The organism is uncultured Fibrobacter sp., assembly GCF_947305105.1.
Lineage (GTDB): Bacteria > Fibrobacterota > Fibrobacteria > Fibrobacterales > Fibrobacteraceae > Fibrobacter.
On the sequence record NZ_CAMZCS010000017.1, the window covers coordinates 33,795 to 54,669 of the forward strand.

Consider the following 20,875-nt stretch of genomic DNA (forward strand, 5'->3'; position numbering starts at 1 on the left):
GGATGGCTTGCTCAACTGCAATAGGTCTGGTAAAGCGTTGCCTTTGTGCCCTTGCCTTGTTGCAGGCGGTGTGTTTTGCCGGTGCTCCGGCTGAACCGGCAAAGGATGCTTCTATCCACATGGCTCCTATTGCCGAGAACCGTTTGCGTGCGGTAATCAAGTCTCGTCTCAATAACGACGACGACTACCGGTCGCTCTGTTCTGGCGTCAAGATTTGCCTGGACATGGATTATCCGACGTGCAAGCCCGAAGACCAGGCCCCATGGCCGAAGGTGAAGTACGATGCGGAATTCTGCGCTCCGTATATTGAAATAACCAAGCGTGGGTTCAAGGCGGATCCGGGTGTCCCGATGTCCATCGAAGTTTATGCCCGTCTCGGTCGCCAGTACCGTGTGATTTACGAGAACAAGGGGACGCTGCCGCTCGGTGCCGATGTCATCAGTTATTTGTTCGACAACATGCCTTTTACTGCGGACCTGATTAACGCTTATCTGGATTCCCATTACGAACTGCGTTACACGAGCCCGAATCGCAGGTTCTTCTCGGGGAGTAACGGCCGGAGCCTTTCGGGCGATTTCTACTGGGCCTTGCAAGATAGTGCGGGCTATAAGTTGGGCATGCGCAACCTGTTCTTTGGCTACGGTCATGCGAAAATCTTGAAATGGTCCTTGCACGGGACTGCGGTTGCCTACCTCGACATGGACGAGGTCAACCGGAACGAACTTAAGTACAAGCTAACGGCTATCGTGTTCCCGGCGAATACCGTGTTGAACTCGATTATGCAGATGAAGGTATTCAAGAGCGTTGTTGACGAAAAAATCGACCACATCGTCAACGATATCAAGAAGGCCTCGAAATCCTACTTCTCCGGCAACAAGGAGCCGATGCTCAATAGTGCTGTGCTCAAGTCCGATATGAATGTCCAGTACATTATCGATTTCGAGAATGTCGTGAACGGGGGCCACTGGCGCCTGGGTGATTTTGAGAAGCTCCAGAAGGAAAGGGCCGAACGGGACAAGAACAGTGTCCCCATTATCATGAACGAAAAGTCGGCCCCGCTTTTCATCGAAAAAAAGAAAGGAAAATAGAGATGAGTGAATTGGAATCGTTGCTTGCCCGTGTGACGGAACGCCGTCGTGACTTGCTGACGGAGGTCGTCAATCGCCGTACAAGGCATTTCTGCATGGTTCTCGAGGACTTGTTCGACCCGCACAATATTTCGGCGGTCATCCGCACGGCAGAAGTGTTCGGGCTCCAGGACGTGCATATCATCGAAGAGGACAACGCCTACAGCGTGAACAAGTCTATCCTCAAGGGCAGCTACAAGTGGATGAGCCTTTACCTGTACAAGAAGCGCATGCTGTGCATGGAAAAGCTCCGCGCGAAGGGCTACAAGATTGCCGTCGCGAGCACGAACACGACGAACTCCGTGCTGGACCTCGACTTGAGCCAGCCTACCGCCTTCTATCTCGGGAGCGAGTTCCACGGGAACCATCCCGATACGCTCGCCCATGCCGATTACGAGTTCAAGTTGCCGCAGTACGGCATTACCGAGTCCATGAACGTCTCGGTTGCCGGTGGCGTGCTCATGACTTACCTCGACGTGTACATGCAGAGGGAAGGCCGCGAAAAGTTCGCCCTGCCTGCCGCCGAACGGGACCAGTTGCTTTTGGATTGGCTGGATCGCCACGTGAACGGTATCGAAAACAACAGTCCTATTGTCCGTGTAGATGGATAATGGCCCGTTTTATATGTGAAAAGGGCATTTTTGCACTTATGCAAATAAAATTTGAAATGGAATTACTAGATTAGGTACAGAAAATGAAGAAGAATTCTGTACTATACTTTTCTGTAGGCCTCGTCGTTCTCCTAGCCGTGGTTGTGCTGGTGTTCGGCATTTTCTTCTTGAACGAGAAGGACCCGCGGGAAAAATTCAATACGTTCCATTTGAAGTTTACGCAGGTGAGCACCCTTGTCCTGGATGACCCTGTCAAGATTAATGGCGTCAAACTCGGCAAGGTCGAAAATATCGAACTTTCCGGCCACCGCGTCGTGGTGACCATCCGCCTGCGCGACGATGTGAGAATCCCGAAGGATTCCGAAATCCGCGTCCAGAATATCGGTATCATGGGCGAACGCCAGATTGGCATTATTCTCGGTGACGAGGAAAAGTATTTTACTCCGGGCGATACGATCGACGGCCAGTTCGATGCCGGCATTGCCGAAGCGCTTGGTCTGGCTGGCGAAGTTTGCGACAGCACCAAGGTCTTGCTCGAATCGGTGAAGGCCGCGCTGAACGGGACTATCTCCAATCCGGAATTCCAGGACCGTTTCAAGACCTTGCTCGACAAGGCTGAAAATCTCGAGGACCGCCTGATGGGCCTCGTGCAGAACACGGATCCGCAGCTCAAGAGGACTTTGGCTGGGCTTAACGAAGCGACGGGCAAGGTGAACCAATTGGTCGACGGCGTGAAACAGCCTATCGACAGCCTCTTTGCCAATACGGACAAGGTGGTGGGCAATGCCAACAACCTCATCGGTGAGCTGGAAGGCGTCACCAAGCACCTGGACGAACTGGTTGGCCAGGTGCAGGCGAAGACGCAGGCTAAGGACAACACCGTTGGGCTCCTGTTGAACGATAAGACACTGCACGACGAACTGGTCAAGACGGTTCGTTCTGCGGACAGCCTTTTCAGAATCATTCTTCAGGATGGTCTGGATATAAATGTGGACTTCTTCTGAGGAAAACGATGATTGTAAAAACATTGACGGTCACTAACAAACTTGGCGTGCATGCCCGACCTGCGGGCATGATCGTGGATATCACGGGGCAAGCCAAGAGTGATGTTTCCATTGTTTTCGAAGGCTCGAAGGCAAATGCCAAGAGCATTTTGAATGTAATGATGCTTGCGATTCCTGCTGGCTCCGAAGTCAAGTTCGAAGTCGATGGCGAGGATGAAGAAACCATAGTTCAACAATTGGAACAACTCTTTAATGACCACTTCAACGAAGAACCGTGTTGAGCTTGATCCGGCAGTGAAGGTCGGGGATTCTGGGAAGGCCAAGACGAGAATCGTCCAGGTCGGTGTGCCTTCTTCGCCCGGCTTTGCCATGGGGAGAGTCTTCCCCGTAATTAATCGCGAGATTTCCGTTGTCGAAGAAACCCTGCCCGAAAGCAGGATTCCTACCGAGGAGCAACTCTTCCTGAAAGCTGTAAGCAAGACGGCCAAGGAAATCGCACAAATCAAGGAAATATCTGAATCTCGTGCGGGCCTCAAAGACAGCATGATCTTTGCGACGCACTTGATGATTTTGCAGGACCCGCAACTGGTGAACGGGGTCCTCGAGAAAATTCGCGTCGGCCACAAGAATGCCCGCTGGGCGGTTCACGTTGTGCTGGGCGCCTTTATTGACAAGTTCGAGGCGATTGATTCGCCTGCCATGCGCGACAAGGCGACGGACTTGAGGGATTTGTACAACCGCCTGATGGCGGCCATGGAAGATTCCGGACCGGTATTAGAGGACATTGCTGCCGAAGACGGTGTGGTCCTCGTGGCCCACGAAATTTTACCCAGCTTGCTCATGTCGATCAAGCCGGGGCAGGTCAGCGCGATTGTCATGGACACGGGCGGACGCACGAGCCATGTCGCCATTCTTGCCCGTTCGTTGCAGATTCCTGCGGTGTTCGGCTTGCGCAACTTGGCGGGCCTCGTCAAACCCGACGACATGATCATTGTCGATGGTTCGGGTGGCAAGGTCATCGTGAACCCGAATGAAGACGATATCCGCCGGTTCCACGAACGCCAGGAAGTCTACGAACGCCAGCGCAGGGAACTGTACACCATGCGCCAGCTCGAACCGATGACGCGCGATGGCAAGTACATTACGTTGCATGCAAACATCGAGTTGCCGACGGAATCCGACAAAGTCAAGGATTACGGTGCGACGGGGATAGGCCTGTTCCGTTCGGAATTCCTCTATTTCCGCAAGGATGTCCCCTCGGAAGAAGAACAGGAAGATGCTTACCGCCTGATTCTTTCGAACATGGCGCCCAACCCGGTGACTATCAGAACGCTCGATGCTGGTGGCGACAAACTGGTCCCTGGCGTGACCTCGCCGAACGAAGCGAACCCGTTCATGGGGTGGCGTTCCATCCGCGTGTGCCTCGACAAGAAGGACATTTTCCGGTCGCAGCTCAAGGCGATGCTCCGGGCCAGTTCTGCGGGTAACTTGAGAATTTTGCTCCCGATGATTTCTAGCATGAGTGAACTCCACCAGGCTAAGGAATGTATCGAGGAATGCCGCCAGGCGGTGATTGCAGAAGGCACGAAAATCGGCGACATCAAGGTCGGGGTGATGATTGAAGTCCCTGCTGCCGTGATGCTTGTGGAAAAACTCGCCAAGGAAGTCGATTTCTTTAGCCTCGGTACGAACGACCTGATTCAGTTCACCTTGGCCGTAGACCGCACGAACGAACTTATAACGGATATGTTCCAGCCGCACCATCCGGCCGTGCTGAGCATGATTTACCAGACGGTCGTTGCTGCCCACAGGGAGGGGATTCCCGTTGCGGTGTGCGGCGAAATGAGTTCGGACCCGCTGAGCGTACTTTTGCTCGTGGGGCTTGGTGTGGATGAACTTTCGATGACGCCGTGGAGCGTCATGGCAACGAAGAAGATTATCCGCTCCATTAACTTTGAAGATGTCCGCGAAACGGCCTTGACTATCCTGCAATTGGACGATGCCAAGGACGTGAACGAATACTTGTACAAGAAGTATGCGCAGACGATTACGGATTTGGGTATTTCCAGCTTCGTGGGCCAGGTAGAACGCCTGTAACGTAGTTGGGCTTGCGGTTGCAATGTTGTTGCAACTCGCAAATAGAGAGAAAATATGAGATTTGGTTATTTTGTATGTGTTTTGTTGATGGCGTCGCTTGCTTTGGGCTCCGACACAGTGACTGTTGCACCGGCAATGTCTTCGACCGCCGTGCTCGATTCAACGGCGACAGTCATTCCTCCGAGCCCCTATGCGGATTTGGAACAAATTCCTTCGGCTCATTTTCAGAATGTAGTCATTCGTGCTGAACGGGCGCGGAATAATTCGTTGGATTCAACGCTCCCTAAAAAAGTCCGTGACTTTGCGAAGGCGGCCTACTATTATTACAAAGAAGATTGGGACAGCGCCTATGCGGCATACGATACCTTGCGTGCTGCCGATCCGCAGTTGACGGGTGAGGTCATTTTGCGCATGGCGCGTTCCAAGTACCGTCAAGGCGACTACCGCGGGATGTGGAACACTTTGAAGTTAGGCAAGGGGCTTGAAAAAGATGAAAAGTGGATGCGGGTTTCTTCGCGCCTGCGCATCGAGGCCGCCATGGCCGATTCGACCCTCAGCGACCGTGCTCATGCGGATTCCCTCAAGGTCTTTTTGGACAAGTATTCCAAATCGTCGGATGCCCATGTGCTCAAGTACCGCTATGCGCGTTACCTGGAAAAGTTCAAACAACTGAAGGCGGCCAAGCGCCTGTATACACAGTTGCTTACAAGCCCGACCTCGTTCAAAGATTCTGCGTTTGCAGCTATTCGCCGTTTGCGCAAGGTCCGGGGCGTCGAGGAAACATTGCCCGAAAAGGTGGCGTACGCCAGGATGGCCTGTGCCAAGGACGAGGCCAGCGTGTGCCTTTCCTTGCTCGATTCCATCCGCATTCTCGATTCGGCTTTGGTCATCTCGAACCCGGAAATGGTGGTCCCGCCACCCGAAGACACGACGCTCATGCCTCTCCCGCCGAGTACGCTTGCGCGTGATGTCCGCATTGTCTTGTGGGAAAAACGCGCGGTCAGCTTGCGGACTCTTAAGCGGGATGCGGAATCCATTGCGCAGTTCCGTTACCTTTTGGATTCTGTGGAGGCGCGCCCGCTGTGGATGCAGTCCACTTTGCGCCTGTTGCGCAACAACTCTGCGAAAAACGCCGCCGAAATCAAGAGGCTCGATTCCTTGCTGCACGAGGTGAACCAGTTTAGCAAAGAAAACGCAAACAACCTTTGGGTCCGCGGTTTCGAGTACGAGCAGAAGGAACAATTTGACAGTGCCCTGATTTGCTTTAGGCAGTTGACGGATAAACGGTTTAGGAACAACGTGAAGAGGCAGTGGGCCAAGTTCCGCATAGGGTTCATTTACTACAAGCAAGAAATGTGGAACGAAGCTATTGCGGCCTTTACGGAAGCGACCAAGGAACAGTTCCTCTGGAGTGGCAGTGGCGCCCGTATGTTCCTCGGCGATGTGTACATGAAGCTCGGTAAGGATTCGTTGGCTCGGGCTGCGTACCTGGACTGCATCCGGGATTTCCCGCTGGCTTACTATGCCCATCGCAGTCGCATCAAGTTGGAAGAGTACAAGCTCATGGCCGCGAAAGACATTCCGTTCGCTCACGGCATTCCGATGTCGCCGGAGCAGACGCTCGCCTGGATTCGCTCCTCGCAGAAGGGCGTCCGTGCCGATACATCGTACAATCCCGAACGTTACAAACGGATCAAGACGCTGTTCCAGTATGGCTTTGCCGAAGAGGCGTTCGCTGTTTACGACGAGGCCCGCAAAAAGAACTACAAGCGCTTGGATTTCCTTTACGAATACGGCAAGCTCTTTTACGAGATGGGGGAGACGGCTGCCGGTTACCGCCTGGCCCGCCAGTTCCAGAACAATATCGATCGCCGCCGGTTGATGGCTCCTCCGATAGATGTTCTGCATTACCTTTACCCCGTGCCGTACACCGAACAAGTCGTGTACCATTCGGGTACGCGTATCGACCCGTTCTTTGTCTACAGCGTGATGCGCCAGGAATCTATATTCAACTTCGAAATCACGTCGCCTGTGGGGGCTTGCGGACTTTTGCAGATTATGCCGAAGACAGGAAAAATGCTGGCCGATGCCGAACAGATTCCGGACTTCGACCCGAAACTCCTGTACAACGCCTACATGAATATCCGTTTGGGCGTCCGTTACTTGGTGGATTTGAAGGCCGAGTACCAAGACGACTACATGTATGTGCTCGGGAACTACAATGCAGGGCCTAAGCCGACCAAGCGTTGGCAGGCTGCCGGTGAAGGGCTCCCTTGGGATATCCGCGTCGAAGAAATCAGCTATTGGGAAACCCGTGGCTATGTGAAGCGCGTCATGGGCAATTACTGGATTTACCAAGAAATTTACGACAAACTGTAAATAACCCTGTGGCATAAATTCTACATTGGCCCAAACGTAATTATTGTGATTTTCTGAAGATGCTCTTTTTCTTGTTGACTATTGGCCCCGCGTTTTGCTTTGCCTGCGGCAACATTCTCGAGAAATCGGGAATTTCCAAGGTAGGCAAACGGACGGGAGGTGTCGCGAACCCTTGGCAATTCTTTAAGGGTGTCGTGAGCAATGGCTACTGGTGGCTTGGAATTTCTTGTTCGGTAATTGCGACGCTTGGTTACTATGTGGCCATGGCCCGTTACGATTTGAGCCAGGTACAGCCGATGATGGTGCTGAACCCTGTGCTTACGGCCCTCATGGGATTTTGGCTTCTCAAGGAAAAGTTGACCAAGCGCATTATCATTGCCATTTGTTTTGTGGTGGCGGGGCTTACTTACTCGGTCGAGACGATGGGGGAGGCCACCGGTACGCAGAATGTTGCGATGCTCTGGAGCTATGCGGGAATTCTTAGTGTGGCGACTTTGTTTGTACACCTGTGCTATAAAAATCGTGAGATAGTGGATTCCCTGATTATGGGGATGGGCTTTGGGCTTTCGGCGGTGTTCTACAAGAGCATGGCCATGGATTTTGATTTGGATACTCTCGGTATAGACACCATTCTTGGGCTCCTTCTGGATGCTCGCCTGTGGGGCTATGTGGCGACGTACTCTATTGCGTTCCTCTATTCGCAGGTGTCTTTCTCGAGAGGGCGCGCCCTCTTCATTGTTCCGTTCAGCGCTGCGGTCGGTGCTGCCGTGCCGACTCTTGGCGGCGGAATTGTGTTCGCAGAATCCTTCCCGTTAGGGAAAATCGTTTCGGTGTCCCTGGTGCTGGTTGGTGCGGCGCTTTTTGTTGTCCGTAGGCCGAGAAAAATACAAAAATAAATTTGTATTGCAAGCAGAATTCCCAAATAGTTTTATATTGGGAAGGTGAATTTATTTGTTGACCGAGTTGGATGGTGGATTGTAGTCGTTTTTTTGTGCGCTTGCACGGACTACAAAAATGAACTTCTGGAACCGCATGAAGTGGGGCCTGTTGAGGAGTTCTATCTTTCTTCTTCGGCTGCGAAAATCCCGGATTTCCCTGTAAAAGAAAATGCCGCACTCGTAATTAGCGAGGTGGATCCAATCAATATTGATTACAAGGATCACGAAGGTGGCGATGCGGGCTGGGTGGAAATTGTCAACAAATCGTCGCGGAAAATAGACTTGTCCGGGTACTCGTTGACGGATAACTTGAAGAAGAAGCATAAGTGGGATTTTGGCAAGGTTGTCTTGCACCCTTCGGAACGCTTGGTGGTGTTCATGTCTGGGAAGGATTATCCAGATTTTGTTCCGCCGTCTGATTCAGTGAACATGATTGGGAAGGGATGCTCGATATGGACGGATGCGCAGAATGACCCGCCGGGAAAAAGCTTTGCCGAACCTCTGCCTGGAAAAAAGGGAGTTTGTTTTTCGGAAAATGGTCATCGCGTAATTGGAGCGCGTATGCAGCTCCACGAAAATGTGGAACTGGGCTGGTCTTCGATTTCTGTTTTCGTGGGTACGCGTGGCGGTGGGCGAGACCAGGTCATGGACCTTACAGGGCGCAACGAGTTGTTGCTGACGGGTTATGTTCCAAAAGATTGTAGAGTTTCGCTGCGTCTGGCACAACCGGATGTTGACGAAAAGAATGGATACGAGGTGGAACTGACGGGTACAGGCGATTCCAGTACGACTTATTCCTTCAGTATCCCAGAGGGGACGGACTATCCCGATCTTGCCAATATTTACGGAACTCGCTTTAGTCCAGGGCTCCAAGAGACGCGTCTTTTGGATGTGAAGTTTACTTCGTATGTTGTTCGAAATCGGGGCCGAGAACCCCATGCGTCGTTCAAGTTGGACAAGGATGGAGGGGATCTCTATCTCTTGGATTCGATGGGTGAAGTGGAATCCTATGTTTTTTATCCGGAGGCGGTTCTTGGAAAGTCATGGTCGCTGGGCCAATGCTCCGCGAGTGAGGAGTGTTGGGGGTATGCGGTTCCCTCGCCTTACAAGGAGGTGCAAGAAGAAGTATTGCCGCTCCGGTCTCCCGAAATACAGGAACTCCCTCCGTCTGGATTTTATCAGGATGCTTTTGATATTGAGTTTCCGGCCAATCAACTTGTGCGTTGCGAAAAAGGTGGAATGCTGCCTTCGGCAGAAAGCCCGCAGGTCGTTTCGCTTCGGGTGAAATCCAATACGGTGTTGCGCTGTGCGTCGTTTTTCTCTGGGACATTGCCGGGGGATGTTGAAACCCGGACGTACATATTCGAGAATCCTCCGACGGTTCCGGCCGTGTTTATTGCTGCCGATTCAAATTCCTTGTTTAACGCCGATAGTGGCATTTACGTCAAGGGAGACGATGCGTGGAGCGCTATGCCGTATTATGGGGCGAATTACTGGCAGGACAAGGAAATTCCAATATTTATAGAACTGATGGAGCCGGGAAAACAGAAGCCTGCATTTGCAGAGAATGCGGGGTATTCCATTTTTGGCAACTACAGCAGAGCGAGCGCGAAGAAATCCGCTGCGATAACATTTCGCGAGAAGTATGGAAAAAAACGTTTGGAATACAAACTGTTCCCCGAATTCCCGTCGCTCAAAAAATTCAGGTCGTTCTTGTTGCGCAATAACGGTAGTGGGTTTAGCTCGACCTATTTTTTGGACCGCTTGGCAAGCTCTGTGACGGAAGGGCTTGGGATTGATTACCAGCGTGGACGGGCTGCTGTTGTATTTTATAATGGAGTGTATTTTGGCCTCCATAATATTCGCGAACGATCTTCGAAGTATTACTTTGAAACGCATTACGGTTACGATCCCGATCAGATTGATTTGTTGAAGGCGGACAACACGGTCTCTGCAGGAGACGCCTCGGATTTCATTAGTTTGTCTCATTGGCTCAACGAAAATTACTTGGACGATGAGGAAAATTATGAATATTTCGCATCACAGGTGGATGTAGATAATTTCCTGAATTATATGTTGTCTGAAATATTCCTGGACAATAGAGATTGGCCTGCGAATAACGTAAAAAAATGGCGCAGGAGTGATACGGAGTCCCCTTGGAAGTGGTTCCTTTACGATTTGGATTTCGGGTTCGGTAGCGGTTTTAACGATAGCGAAGATAATATTTTTGATTTTGTTACGGCAGAGAATGGCCCGGATTGGCCGAACGGGCCCAAGTCAACATTGCTGCTGCGGCGCTTGCTTGACAACGAAGGTTTTCGTACCGCGTTTATCAATCGCATGACAACGCTCCTTTCTATGAATTTTGAATCCAGCCGCCTGTTGGCGAGGATAGAGGCTTTGAACGACGAGATTGCAGACGAGATTGCACGCGACCAAAAACGTTGGAACTTGAGTGCCCGGCGGATGGACGATGCTATGTCGCAGATGATTTCATTTGCAAAGACGCGCCAAGCTGTAGTGATAGACGAATTGATGGAGCATTTTAATCTCCAGAAAAAATGCAAAGTTGAACTCATTTCCGAAGGGCGTGGAACTATCGCGGTTCACGGGTTGCCTTTGGATCGTTCGGACATGTATATTACATTCTTTAAAGGTGAGCCTGTGACTCTTTCGGCTCAACCACACGAAGGCAGTCGCTTTGTGGGGTGGGATGACGGTAGCGACGACAGTGTAATTGAAATTTTACCTTGCAGAGTGACGCGCATCACAGCCTCATTCCGTTGATGTTAGTTGTACAACAAATAAAAAAGAAATTTTAACATTTTGGGGGGTGTGGGCGGTTAAAATGTCTACTTTAAAGACATGCAGTACAGACAATCTCCACTCTCGACTGTATGGATTAAGGTTTTGTTTTGTTCGGCATGCATTGCCTTAATGTCATGCTCCAATGATTCGAATTCCAACGATTCGAATCCCATCGCCCAGTCTGGTGACCCCCAGGGCGGTGATGGCGTCATTGTCGGTTCGTCCTCTAGCGGCGGAGACGGTGATGTCACCCCCGGCTCGACGGATTCCCAACCGGGTAGTTCCACCTATGTCGACCCTGTCACGGGCGAAGTCGTCGCCGGATCCAGCGGTAGCGGGGTCCCGGCCAGTAGCACGGCCCGCGATTTTTCGGCAAAGGACTCTCACGAGGGCCTCCTTCCCGGCGAGGATTCGACGCAGGTTCCCTTGACGGAGCCTCCTCCCTATGTAGGGAATTTCCCGGTGGTCTTCAGTGAAGTTTCACCATCGAACGCAAGTCTTAAGGACGAAGATGGTAACGACCCGGGTTGGCTCGAGTTGTACAATACTTCGGATTCCCCGGTGGATTTGAGCGGCATCGCGCTCAGTAACGACCTCAAGTTCCCGCGTCGCTGGTCGTTCGGCAAAGCGGTCATTCCGGCCAAGTCCTACATGGTCGTATTCATGTCGGGCAAGAACTACTCCGACTATACGCCTCCTTCCGATTCCATCAATCTGATTTCCACGAACTGCCAAGCGAACGAAAGCGTTGTCAGCGGTATGGGCGGATTTGACTTTGGCGGATTCAACATGGGTGGCATGGGTATGGGTGGTGACCAAGGCGGCATGGGCATGGGTATGGGCGGTACCACGGGTACAAGCGCTCCGGCCGTCAGCAATTTGCCGGGCCAGTCCGCTCTGTGCTTTAACCAGAATGGTGTCAATATGTTTGGCGCTGTCTTGAGTGTGCCTGCCGGTGCTTCGAACGCTTCGTTTGTCGTCAATTCCAGCACGACTAACTTGAGCAAGGTGAACCAGCTGGTGCTCAAAGGCTTTGTCACGAAGGGTCACAAAATCCGTTTGAACCTGAACGACAACAACGGTTCTATCGGTAGTTGGAGCGGCAAGAACCTCAAAGGTACAGGTGACTCCTCTACTGTATATAGTATCCGTCTTGGCGACAAGGCCATGGGCCTCAACCTCGCAAATGTATCCGGTACGACGTTCTTCTCGGAATCGCAGGCCGTCGAAAATACCGAAATCAAGATTTTCTCCTACATTGGCCGTAACCGTGGCCATGAACCCCATACTACGTTCAAGGTGGACAAGGATGGCGGTGCGCTTTACCTCGTGAACAAGGAAGGCGGAATTTTGGACTCTGTCCGGTACAACGCCGTTCCTGTCACTGCGACATGGGGCAAGAATGCTGCTGGCCAGTGGGGTATTGCCGACCCGAGCCCGTATGGTGCCACGATTGGCGAAGTGAGCGCAACTCAGGCTGCTTCCGGCGAATCGTCCGTGCCTCCGTCCGGGTTCTATTCTTCGCCTGTGACGGTCACGCTCCCGCAGGGTAGCCGTTGTGCTACGGGTGGTGCTGAACCGACAATCAACAGCAGCCCGGTGACGCAGTCTCTGAATATTTCTGCCACGACGGTGCTCCGTTGCGTGACGTATGTCGATGGGGCCTACCGGAGTGAAATGCTTAACCGCACTTATGTGTTCGAAACGCAGCCTTCGCTCCCCGTTCTCTTTGTCACGACAGATCCGCTGTCCATGTTCAGCCCGGATTCGGGTTTGTACATGACCGGTGATGGTGCCCAGATGATGGACCCGCACAAGGGTGCGAATTACTGGAGCAACAGGGAACTCCCCGTGTATGTGGAACTGTTTGAACCCGGTGTCAAGCAACCTGGATTTGGAATCATGGGCGACTTCAAGATTTCGGGCCAGTACAGCCGTGCCAAGGAAAAGAAGTCGTTCTCTGTCACCTTCCGCGAACAGTACGGCGACAAGCGCCTTAAATACACTCTGTTCCCCGACCACCCCGAACTGACCAAGTTCAAGGCGTTCTCGGTGCGTAACTTCGGCAACAACTGCGGAAATGACTACGTTCGTGACCGCGTGGGAACGCAGATTACGGAAGGCCTGGATGTTGATTACCAGCGTGGCCGCTACGTGATTGTCTATTACAATGGCGCATACTACGGCATCCACGATATGCGCGAACGTAACAACGAGTACTATTACGAGACCAAGTATGGCTATGACGGCAACGACATCGACTTGCTCGACGCCAATGACGAGGCGACGGCCGGTTCCAGCGCCGATTACGTGGCCATGATGGATTGGCTCCAGTCCAATAGCTTGAAGGATGATGCGAACTTTACCAAGATCGCGAACCAGATTGATATAGACAACTATATCAACTATATGCAGACTGAAATGTTCATAAACAACCGCGACTGGCCGCACAACAACATGAAGAAGTGGCGCGTGGCAAGCCAGAAGACCAAATGGAAATGGTTTATTTACGATACCGACTTCGGGTTTGGAACAAACTATTCCATGAGCAATACGAATATCTTCAGCTATGTCACTAGTGCAAACGGTACGCAGATGGCTGCGGGCTTCGGCATGGGTGGCGCCGCTGGTGGTAACGGCACGGCCAAGGAAACACTGCTGCTCCGCAGGCTTCTTGAAAATGCGACGTTTGCGCGTGCGTTCGTGAACAGGTTTGTCGTGTTGCTGGCCTCTTATTTCACTTCGGAACGCATTCTGCAGATGGTTAATGACTTGCAGAGCCAAGTCCAGTCCGAAATGGCGCGTGACCAGGAATTCTGGGGTTATAATGCCTCCTCTATGGAACAGGATCTGGCTACGATCAAGAGCTTCGCTTCGTCTCAGCAGGGCAAGATTACGTCGGAGATGGAAACGTTCTTCTCGCTGAGCAATCCGGTTCAGATGACGATTGGCACGTCCGGTTCTGGTGAAGTCCTCGTGGATGGCCTCCCGATAGGCAAGTCCTCACTCACGGCAAACTTCTACAGCAACGTTCCGGTAACGCTTATTGCTAGGGCAACTAACGGTAGTGTGTTCTCTAGTTGGAGCGATGGCGTGAAGGATGCAAAGCGTGTTGTCTCTCCGGGCGAAGTGACTAACATTACGGCTCAATTCAAGTAATTTTTTTCATTGAAAAATGGGCATTCCGTTAAAACGGGATGCTCTTTTTTTATGCCATTTTCTATTTTTTCAGTACTATGTCTTACAATACCAAGATTCTTTGCATTGGCGCGGGCTATGTCGGTGGCCCCACTATGACTGTTATTGCCGACAAGTGCCCCGACGTGAAGGTTACCGTAGTCGATATCAACCAGGCCCGTATTGACGCCTGGAACAGCGACAATCTCCCGATTTTTGAACCCGGCCTCGACGATGTTGTGAAGCGTGCCCGTGGTCGCAACCTCTTCTTTAGCACCGACATTCCGGCTGCCATCAAGGAAGCGGATATCATTTTCGTCTCCGTGAATACCCCGACCAAGACGTTCGGTCACGGTGCCGGCAAGGCTTCTGACCTGCAGTACTGGGAAAAGACGGCGCGCAACATTCTTGAAATTGCCGACGAAGGCAAGATTATTGTGGAAAAGTCCACCCTTCCGGTGCGTACGGCCGCTGCGATGGAACGCATCCTGAACAGCAACGACAAGGGCCTGCACTTCGAAGTGCTCAGCAACCCCGAGTTCCTTGCCGAAGGTACCGCCATTAACGACTTGTTTGAACCGGACCGCGTGCTCATCGGCTCCCATCAGACAGAATCGGGCCTCGCTGCCTGCCAGAAGCTGGTTGACGTCTATGCCCACTGGGTGCCGCGTGACCGCATCCTTACGACGAACCTCTGGAGTTCCGAACTCACGAAGCTTACCGCGAACGCCTTCTTGGCTCAGCGCATCAGCTCCATCAACTCCATCAGCGCCCTTTGCGAAAAGACTGGCGCCGACGTGGACGAAGTCGCCTACGTGATGGGCAAGGACCGCCGCATTGGCCCGAAGTTCCTCAAGGCCTCTATCGGCTTTGGCGGTAGCTGCTTCAAGAAAGACATTCTGAACCTCGTGTACCTGTGCGGTTACTATGGACTCCCCGAAGTCGCTGCTTATTGGGAATCGGTTGTGAAGATCAACGAGTGGCAGACCCACCGCGTGGTGGACCGCATGCTCGAGACAATGTTCAACACGATTGCAAGCAAGAAGATTGCCGTGTTCGGTTTCGCATTCAAGGCAAACACCGGCGATACCCGCGAAAGCCCTGCGAACCTCGTGGTGCGCGACCTGCTCGCCGAACATGCACAGCCGGTCGTGACCGACCCGAAGGCTATCCCCGATGCGAAGCGCGACCTGAAGGATGTCATTGACCAGGTCCAGTTCGAAGAAGACCCGTACAAGGCCGCCGAAGGCGCACATGCCGTGGTGGTCTGCACCGAATGGAAGTGCTTTGCCGAACTCGACTGGACCCGCATCTACAAGGGTATGGCCAAGCCTGCCTTTGTGTTCGATGGCCGCAATATCCTCGATGCCGACGCCCTCCGCAAGATCGGTTTCGAAGTGTCCAGCATCGGCAAGGGAAAAGCGGAGTAAGGAATGATTGAGAATGTATGCCAGGTAGGCCCTGCTTTATTTGTGCAGGGGGGAATTAGTTCTGTCCTTTTAAGCTACAAGAAGCTGTTCGGCTTGAAGGATGGCAATTTCCTTGCTACTTACAATGGCTCTTTTTCTCGTTCGATACCTTTGGTGATAAAGACGTGCTTAAGCATCCTCTTTAAGGCGAATAAAAACATTGCGCTCTATGAACTGCATACTGCAAATTACGGCAGTTTTTGGCGCATGTTCTTTGTGAGCTTGGCTATTCGCTTGCGTGGAAAGAAATATGCTCCGCATATTCACGGTAGTGTATTTGACCAATTTTGTACAAATGCATCTTTTTTCGGGAAAAAAGCCATTCGCTCCTATTTTAGGCATGCGTCCAAGATAATCATCCTGTCTTCCGAAATGGAAGCCTTCTTGCGCTCGTTTGATCCCAAATTGAATAATTTTGCTACGGTCCCGAATCCTGGCGAGAACATCGCTTCCCAGGCCGTTGACCTGTCGCAGCATTCGGAACCCGTCAAGGTCGTCTTTTCGGGACGCTTTGGCGATCGCAAGGGCGTCCTGGACTTGGTCAAGGCCTTTGATGCCGCCGTTTTCGAGGTCCCTGTTGAACTGTATCTCTTTGGCGATGGCGAAGTAGAACGTGTCAAGGCTGCTGTGGCGCAAAGCAAGAAAAAGGATTTGATCCATGTTTCTGGATGGCTGCAGCATGATGAGTATATCAAGCGCCTGCCGGAATTTGACCTTCTCGTTTTACCGTCTTACGCAGAACGTTTCAGCATGAGCCTTGTTGAAGCTTTGGGCATGGGCTTGCCCGTTATCTCGACTTTTGTGGGCGGAACGGCCGAAGTTGTCGAGGATGGCGTGTGTGGCCTGTTGTGCAATCCAGGCGATATCCAGGCCATTGCAAGAGCTCTCGAAAAAATTGTCAATAATAAAGAATTGCGGATGCAGATGGGGCTTGCCGGATGGAACCGTGCCAGGTCCAATTTTAGTCCAGATGTTGTTTTGGATAAGCTGGAACGAGTTTATGAAAATTCTGCATATTGTCTATAGCATGACTCTTGGCGGCATCGAAACGATGTTGGTGAATATTGCAAATTCACAATCTCGTTATGCGGATGTGTATGTGCTAGTCATTAACGATGTGTATGATCAGGAACTTATGGGCATGTTTTGCCCACAAGTGAATGTTGTGTATAATCAGAGGCCAGCTGGGAGTAAATCTCCGTTACATTTGATCCGATTGAACCGTCATATCATGAAGATTCATCCGGATGTGATTCACTTGCATAGTCCAAAGTCGTGGCGCTTTTTATTCCATCCTTTTATTCGATGCCCGATATTTGTCACGATCCATGATGTTTATAACGAACAGGATCCTTTTAAATGTATTCATAAGTTCAAGACGGTCTTTGCAATTTCAGAGAGTGTTCGACAGAGTGTTTTGGAGCATTACGGTAAAGAAAGCATTGTCGTGGAAAATGGCATCTCGGTGGATTCGTTTAAAAAACGTTCTCCCGACGATAGAAAGGTTCGAAAATTTGTCCAGGTGAGTCGCCTAGAAGCGCATAAAAAAGGGCAGCTCCTTTTGATGGAAGCTTTGGATCTATTTCATGAGGCGCATCCGGAATGCGAATTTACTTTGGATTTTATTGGGGATGGTTCGTCAAGAGAATTACTCGAGAAAACGGCTTCAGAGCTGAAGTGGCACGATAAGATTCGTTTTTTAGGTTCGCAGAGCCAGAAGTATCTTTTTGAAAATTTGTGCAATTACGATTTGGTGATACAACCCTCGTTGTTTGAAGGTTTTGGGCTCACCATTGCCGAGGCCATGGCTGCACAGGTGCCTGTCTTGATTGCGGATAATGCCGGCCCTATGAGTATTATAGAATCCGGTAAGTATGGTACGTTCTTTAAATGTGGGGACGTAAACGATTGTGCACGAAAAATCGAGTCCTTTGTTTTAGGAAATTTCCCAAAAGAAACAGTCGAAAAAGCATTTGAGCATGTTCGCAAAAATTACAATGTTGCTAATACTGCAAGGGCGTATTTTGAACATTATTCCAAGGCTCTTTAATTATGTGTAAGCGAGGATTTATTTCAATGAATGCCTCGGCTTGATGCGGAATTATAGAGGAACCTGAAAATCGAAAGGATGCGAGATTGCTGATATGAAAAAGAAAGAAGCAATAATTATTGGGTGGATAAATTCAGGCAAGCTCGCGGATTGTGGTGAAACCATGAAAAACCAGTTGTTGATTCAAAAACTGGAATCGTTTGGTGTTCGCTGCCATCAAGTCGATTTCAAGAACTGGCGCAAACATCCTTGGGTTTTCTTGCAATTGGCATTGCTTATGCTTTTTCATCGTCGTTATGTGCTTGTTTTTTCGACAAGTACAGTGAATGTATATTCAATGATGAAATTGATGAAAAAATTAAGATGGAAGCAGCCTTCTATCCATTGGGTTATTGGCGGGAATTTGGGGAACCAGGTCAATAATGGAATGTATGCGGCGAACGTAATCGATTATATTGATTTGACGATTGTTGAAAGCCCGATAATGAAGGAACAGTTGGCGCAAAGTGGAGTGAAAAAAGTCAAGGTCCTTCCGAACTTTAAGCCGATTCCGTATTATCCCAATATAGACAACCGATTGGCGACTTTGAACAACCGTCCTTTGAAGTTTGTTTTCCTTAGCAGGATTATGTGCGAGAAAGGCTGCGATTATATATTGGAAAGTGCCAAGATCCTTAATGATGAGGGGCTGGAAAACAAGTACTCGATAGATTTCTACGGAAAGGTCGCCGATTCCTTTGAGAAAGTTTTTACGCAAAAAGTTTCGAAGCTCCCTAATGTACAGTATAGCGGTTTTTTGAATTTGCGCGACAATGCTGGCTATGATAAACTTGCGGAATACGATGTCATGTTATTCCCGACTTATTGGAATGGCGAAGGCTTTGCCGGTATTTTCATTGATGCCTTTATATGTGGCTTGCCGCTTATTGCTACAGATTGGGCTCATAACAGGCAGTTTATGCAGGATGGCGAAACAGCAATGTTTATTCCTGTTCACGATGTTGTTGCCCTTAAAGAGTGCATGAAAAAATGTATAGAGCAAAAGTATAATCTGGCTGAGATGGCAAGAAATTGCCAGAAAAATGCGGCATTGTATGATATTGACAATGTTTTGACATCGCAAACGATGAAAGAGATGGGCCTATGGCAAGAATAGTTTTGTTCGGAGATTTCAAGGTCAATCAGGTGAAACACCTGAATCTGAGCAGTGAGTTGACTTTGTTGCTCAATTCTAGCGATGTCAACATGGCTAATTTCGAAGCGCCAATAAAAACGAATGGCGCTCCCTTGAAAAAAAGTGGCCCCAATATTTGCCAGCACATCGAGTCGCCAAACTGGCTGATTGACCGGGGCTTCAATGTCGTGTCTATGGCCAATAACCATACAATGGATTTTGGCGAACAGGGAATGGTCGCCACACAAAAGGCTTTCGAAAAAATCGTCACGGTTGGTTGTGGGCCTTGGGATGAGGCTTATTGCCTTAAAACAATTGACACAAAGGATGGCAAAAAGGTTGGCTTTATCGCATGCACGCAATGTGAGTTTGGAACGCTAACCGAAAAAGGCGGCTGTGGATGTGCATGGGCCATGAGCCCGGCTATCAATAAGTTGATTGTTGACAGCCGCGACAAAGTGGATGCGTTGATTATTATGCCCCACGGTGGCGTTGAGTATATGGACATGCCTCTTCCTGAATGGAGGGAAGTTTACAAGCAATGGATTGATTTGGGCGCAGATGCTGTAATTGCAAGCCACCCGCATGTTCCGCAAGGCTGGGAAATCTACAAGAACAAGCCGATATGCTATAGTCTAGGGAATTTCTGTTTCGAAGCGCTAAAGGAAAATAATGTTCCAAAGCATTGGTATGAGAGCTTGTGTTGCGTTTTGGAAGTTTCGGGCTCTCATGATATTGAAATGCAAATTCGTCCGATCAAGTTCGATGGCAAGGACCTGTATATTAGTGATAACGATTCTCAGGAGTTCGCTGAGCATTTGAAATGGATGAATGACACGTTGTCTGATGACGAAGCGTACAAGAAGGAAGTGAACAAAAGCGTAAAAAAACTTCTGCCTCATTATATGGGAATGTTCTCCAGAGGTGGGCTAGTGACCGGTGCCTTGCAGAAGAATTTTATTAAAGGCTTTTTGGAAGGCTTGATGGGTCGAGGATTTTTCAATAAGGTCCATGCTCTTAATAATATTCAATGCGAGAGTCATCGTTGGGCTATTCTCCGCGCCTTAAGGCTAAAGGAAAATATAAAATGAAATCTTTGATAAATTTCATTGTCACGATTCTTACTCACTTGCATGTGCTGACTCCGCTTAGAACTTCTAAATTGAAATTCTTGGTCAAGTGCCATAAATGGCCGAATTTCAAGCATCCGAAGGATGTTAATGAGAAAATCAATTGGATGAAATTCTACGGTGATACATCCATGTGGCCGATATATGCAGACAAGTATAGGGTCCGTGAATTTGTGAAAGAATGTGGGCTGGGCAATACGCTTATTCCTCTGATTGGCAAATGGGATTCTGTAGATGAAATCGATTGGGATGCCCTACCGAATCAATTTGTGATGAAGTGTAACAATGGAAGTGGCGATGTTGTTGTGTGTACGGATAAAAGTAAACTAGATATCGAAACGACCAAGAAACATTTTGAGAAACTGCTCAAGAAAAAGTTGAGCGTATTGTCTGGCGAACTTCACTATGCAAAAATTAAGCCCTGCATTATTGCGGAGCAAATGTTGGATGTTTCCACGCAGCCTTGTAATTCTACGTCCCTGATTGATTACAAGGTTTGGGTCTTTGATGGCAAGCCGTTGTTTACGTGGTGTACATGGAACCGTCAGCAGTACCATGCAAATGTGGCTGTTTACGACATGGATTGGAATTTTCATCCAGAATGGTCGGTGTGGACGAGCCACTATGTAATGCCGAAGGATCGTGTCCCAAAACCAGCTTGCTTTGACAAGTTGATGGATGCGGTCAGTCGGTTGGGAAGGGGAATACCCGTAGCCCGTATAGATATGTATGTGTGTGGCGAAAAAATCTATTTTGGCGAAATTACAATGACTTCGCAGGCCGGATTTATGGATTTCTATACGCAGGAATTCCTGGATAAAATGGGCCAGCTGACTGTTTTGCCGATAGATTGCGAAAAATAGCTATAACTGATTTGTGCTTGAAAAAAGGGTGTTGCCGTTGCCCTTGTC

General features: G+C 50.0%; 15 protein-coding genes. All 15 read left to right on the forward strand.

Translation table 11 applies throughout. The features are described 5' to 3' along the window. Positions 1-2: 2 nt before the first annotated feature. The 15 genes from Q0Y46_RS09165 (at position 3) to Q0Y46_RS09235 (ending at position 20,827) form a co-directional block, all read left to right on the forward strand. Positions 3-1,088, forward strand: coding sequence for a hypothetical protein (locus Q0Y46_RS09165; RefSeq protein ID WP_297946823.1), 1,086 nt, complete (start codon positions 3-5; stop codon positions 1,086-1,088). Between the two features lie 2 nt (positions 1,089-1,090). Further along, complete coding sequence (locus Q0Y46_RS09170; protein WP_295678504.1) at positions 1,091-1,738, forward strand: RNA methyltransferase; 648 nt, start codon at positions 1,091-1,093, stop codon at positions 1,736-1,738. Between the two features lie 83 nt (positions 1,739-1,821). Beyond that, positions 1,822-2,742, forward strand: coding sequence for an MlaD family protein (locus Q0Y46_RS09175; RefSeq protein ID WP_295678506.1), 921 nt, complete (start codon positions 1,822-1,824; stop codon positions 2,740-2,742). An 8-nt stretch (positions 2,743-2,750) separates the two neighbouring features. Continuing rightward, positions 2,751-3,023: an HPr family phosphocarrier protein gene (locus Q0Y46_RS09180; protein WP_295678508.1), complete on the forward strand. Its 273-nt coding sequence runs from the start codon at positions 2,751-2,753 to the stop codon at positions 3,021-3,023. Next, positions 2,995-4,839: a phosphoenolpyruvate--protein phosphotransferase gene (gene ptsP / locus Q0Y46_RS09185; RefSeq protein ID WP_295678509.1), complete on the forward strand. Its 1,845-nt coding sequence runs from the start codon at positions 2,995-2,997 to the stop codon at positions 4,837-4,839. The genes Q0Y46_RS09180 and ptsP overlap by 29 nt, the downstream gene beginning before the upstream one ends. A 54-nt stretch (positions 4,840-4,893) precedes the next feature. After that, positions 4,894-7,218, forward strand: a complete 2,325-nt coding sequence (locus tag Q0Y46_RS09190; protein WP_297946826.1) for a lytic transglycosylase domain-containing protein — start codon at positions 4,894-4,896, stop codon at positions 7,216-7,218. A 59-nt stretch (positions 7,219-7,277) separates the two neighbouring features. Next, complete coding sequence (locus Q0Y46_RS09195) at positions 7,278-8,114, forward strand: EamA family transporter (protein WP_295678512.1); 837 nt, start codon at positions 7,278-7,280, stop codon at positions 8,112-8,114. Positions 8,115-8,159: 45 nt separating this feature from the next. After that, entirely contained in the window at positions 8,160-10,943 is a 2,784-nt protein-coding gene (locus Q0Y46_RS09200; protein WP_297946828.1) for a CotH kinase family protein, read from the forward strand. Positions 10,944-11,093: 150 nt separating this feature from the next. Next, the gene (locus Q0Y46_RS09205) at positions 11,094-14,123 is read left to right on the forward strand and encodes a CotH kinase family protein (protein WP_297946831.1); all 3,030 of its coding nucleotides are present in this window, start codon (positions 11,094-11,096) and stop codon (positions 14,121-14,123) included. A 77-nt stretch (positions 14,124-14,200) separates the two neighbouring features. Beyond that, positions 14,201-15,571: a nucleotide sugar dehydrogenase gene (locus tag Q0Y46_RS09210; RefSeq protein ID WP_295678517.1), complete on the forward strand. Its 1,371-nt coding sequence runs from the start codon at positions 14,201-14,203 to the stop codon at positions 15,569-15,571. A gap of 3 nt (positions 15,572-15,574) precedes the next feature. Beyond that, positions 15,575-16,636: a glycosyltransferase family 4 protein gene (locus Q0Y46_RS09215; RefSeq protein ID WP_295678518.1), complete on the forward strand. Its 1,062-nt coding sequence runs from the start codon at positions 15,575-15,577 to the stop codon at positions 16,634-16,636. Next, the gene (locus Q0Y46_RS09220) at positions 16,611-17,660 is read left to right on the forward strand and encodes a glycosyltransferase (protein WP_297946834.1); all 1,050 of its coding nucleotides are present in this window, start codon (positions 16,611-16,613) and stop codon (positions 17,658-17,660) included. Before Q0Y46_RS09215 ends, Q0Y46_RS09220 begins: the two co-directional genes overlap by 26 nt. Positions 17,661-17,754: 94 nt before the next feature. Continuing rightward, positions 17,755-18,816 carry a glycosyltransferase gene (locus Q0Y46_RS09225; protein WP_295678521.1) on the forward strand — a complete coding sequence of 354 codons (1,062 nt, stop codon included), beginning with the start codon at positions 17,755-17,757 and terminating at the stop codon, positions 18,814-18,816. Continuing rightward, on the forward strand, positions 18,804-19,925 hold the full coding sequence (locus tag Q0Y46_RS09230; protein WP_297946837.1) for a CapA family protein: 1,122 nt from the start codon (positions 18,804-18,806) through the stop codon (positions 19,923-19,925). Before Q0Y46_RS09225 ends, Q0Y46_RS09230 begins: the two co-directional genes overlap by 13 nt. After that, entirely contained in the window at positions 19,922-20,827 is a 906-nt protein-coding gene (locus Q0Y46_RS09235; RefSeq protein WP_297946839.1) for an ATP-grasp fold amidoligase family protein, read from the forward strand. Before Q0Y46_RS09230 ends, Q0Y46_RS09235 begins: the two co-directional genes overlap by 4 nt. The last annotated feature ends 48 nt before the right edge of the window (positions 20,828-20,875 follow it).

Bases quoted from the DNA above. Each gene is read 5' to 3' on its own strand.
- Q0Y46_RS09165 (WP_297946823.1), top strand. From the start codon at position 3: ATGGCTTGCTCAACTGCAATAGGTCTGGTAAAGCGTTGCCTTTGTGCC.
- Q0Y46_RS09170 (WP_295678504.1), top strand. From the start codon at position 1,091: ATGAGTGAATTGGAATCGTTGCTTGCCCGTGTGACGGAACGCCGTCGT.
- Q0Y46_RS09175 (WP_295678506.1), top strand. From the start codon at position 1,822: ATGAAGAAGAATTCTGTACTATACTTTTCTGTAGGCCTCGTCGTTCTC.
- Q0Y46_RS09180 (WP_295678508.1), top strand. From the start codon at position 2,751: ATGATTGTAAAAACATTGACGGTCACTAACAAACTTGGCGTGCATGCC.
- ptsP (WP_295678509.1), top strand. From the start codon at position 2,995: ATGACCACTTCAACGAAGAACCGTGTTGAGCTTGATCCGGCAGTGAAG.
- Q0Y46_RS09190 (WP_297946826.1), top strand. From the start codon at position 4,894: ATGAGATTTGGTTATTTTGTATGTGTTTTGTTGATGGCGTCGCTTGCT.
- Q0Y46_RS09195 (WP_295678512.1), top strand. From the start codon at position 7,278: ATGCTCTTTTTCTTGTTGACTATTGGCCCCGCGTTTTGCTTTGCCTGC.
- Q0Y46_RS09205 (WP_297946831.1), top strand. From the start codon at position 11,094: ATGTCATGCTCCAATGATTCGAATTCCAACGATTCGAATCCCATCGCC.
- Q0Y46_RS09210 (WP_295678517.1), top strand. From the start codon at position 14,201: ATGTCTTACAATACCAAGATTCTTTGCATTGGCGCGGGCTATGTCGGT.
- Q0Y46_RS09215 (WP_295678518.1), top strand. From the start codon at position 15,575: ATGATTGAGAATGTATGCCAGGTAGGCCCTGCTTTATTTGTGCAGGGG.
- Q0Y46_RS09220 (WP_297946834.1), top strand. From the start codon at position 16,611: ATGAAAATTCTGCATATTGTCTATAGCATGACTCTTGGCGGCATCGAA.
- Q0Y46_RS09225 (WP_295678521.1), top strand. From the start codon at position 17,755: ATGAAAAAGAAAGAAGCAATAATTATTGGGTGGATAAATTCAGGCAAG.
- Q0Y46_RS09230 (WP_297946837.1), top strand. From the start codon at position 18,804: ATGGCAAGAATAGTTTTGTTCGGAGATTTCAAGGTCAATCAGGTGAAA.
- Q0Y46_RS09235 (WP_297946839.1), top strand. From the start codon at position 19,922: ATGAAATCTTTGATAAATTTCATTGTCACGATTCTTACTCACTTGCAT.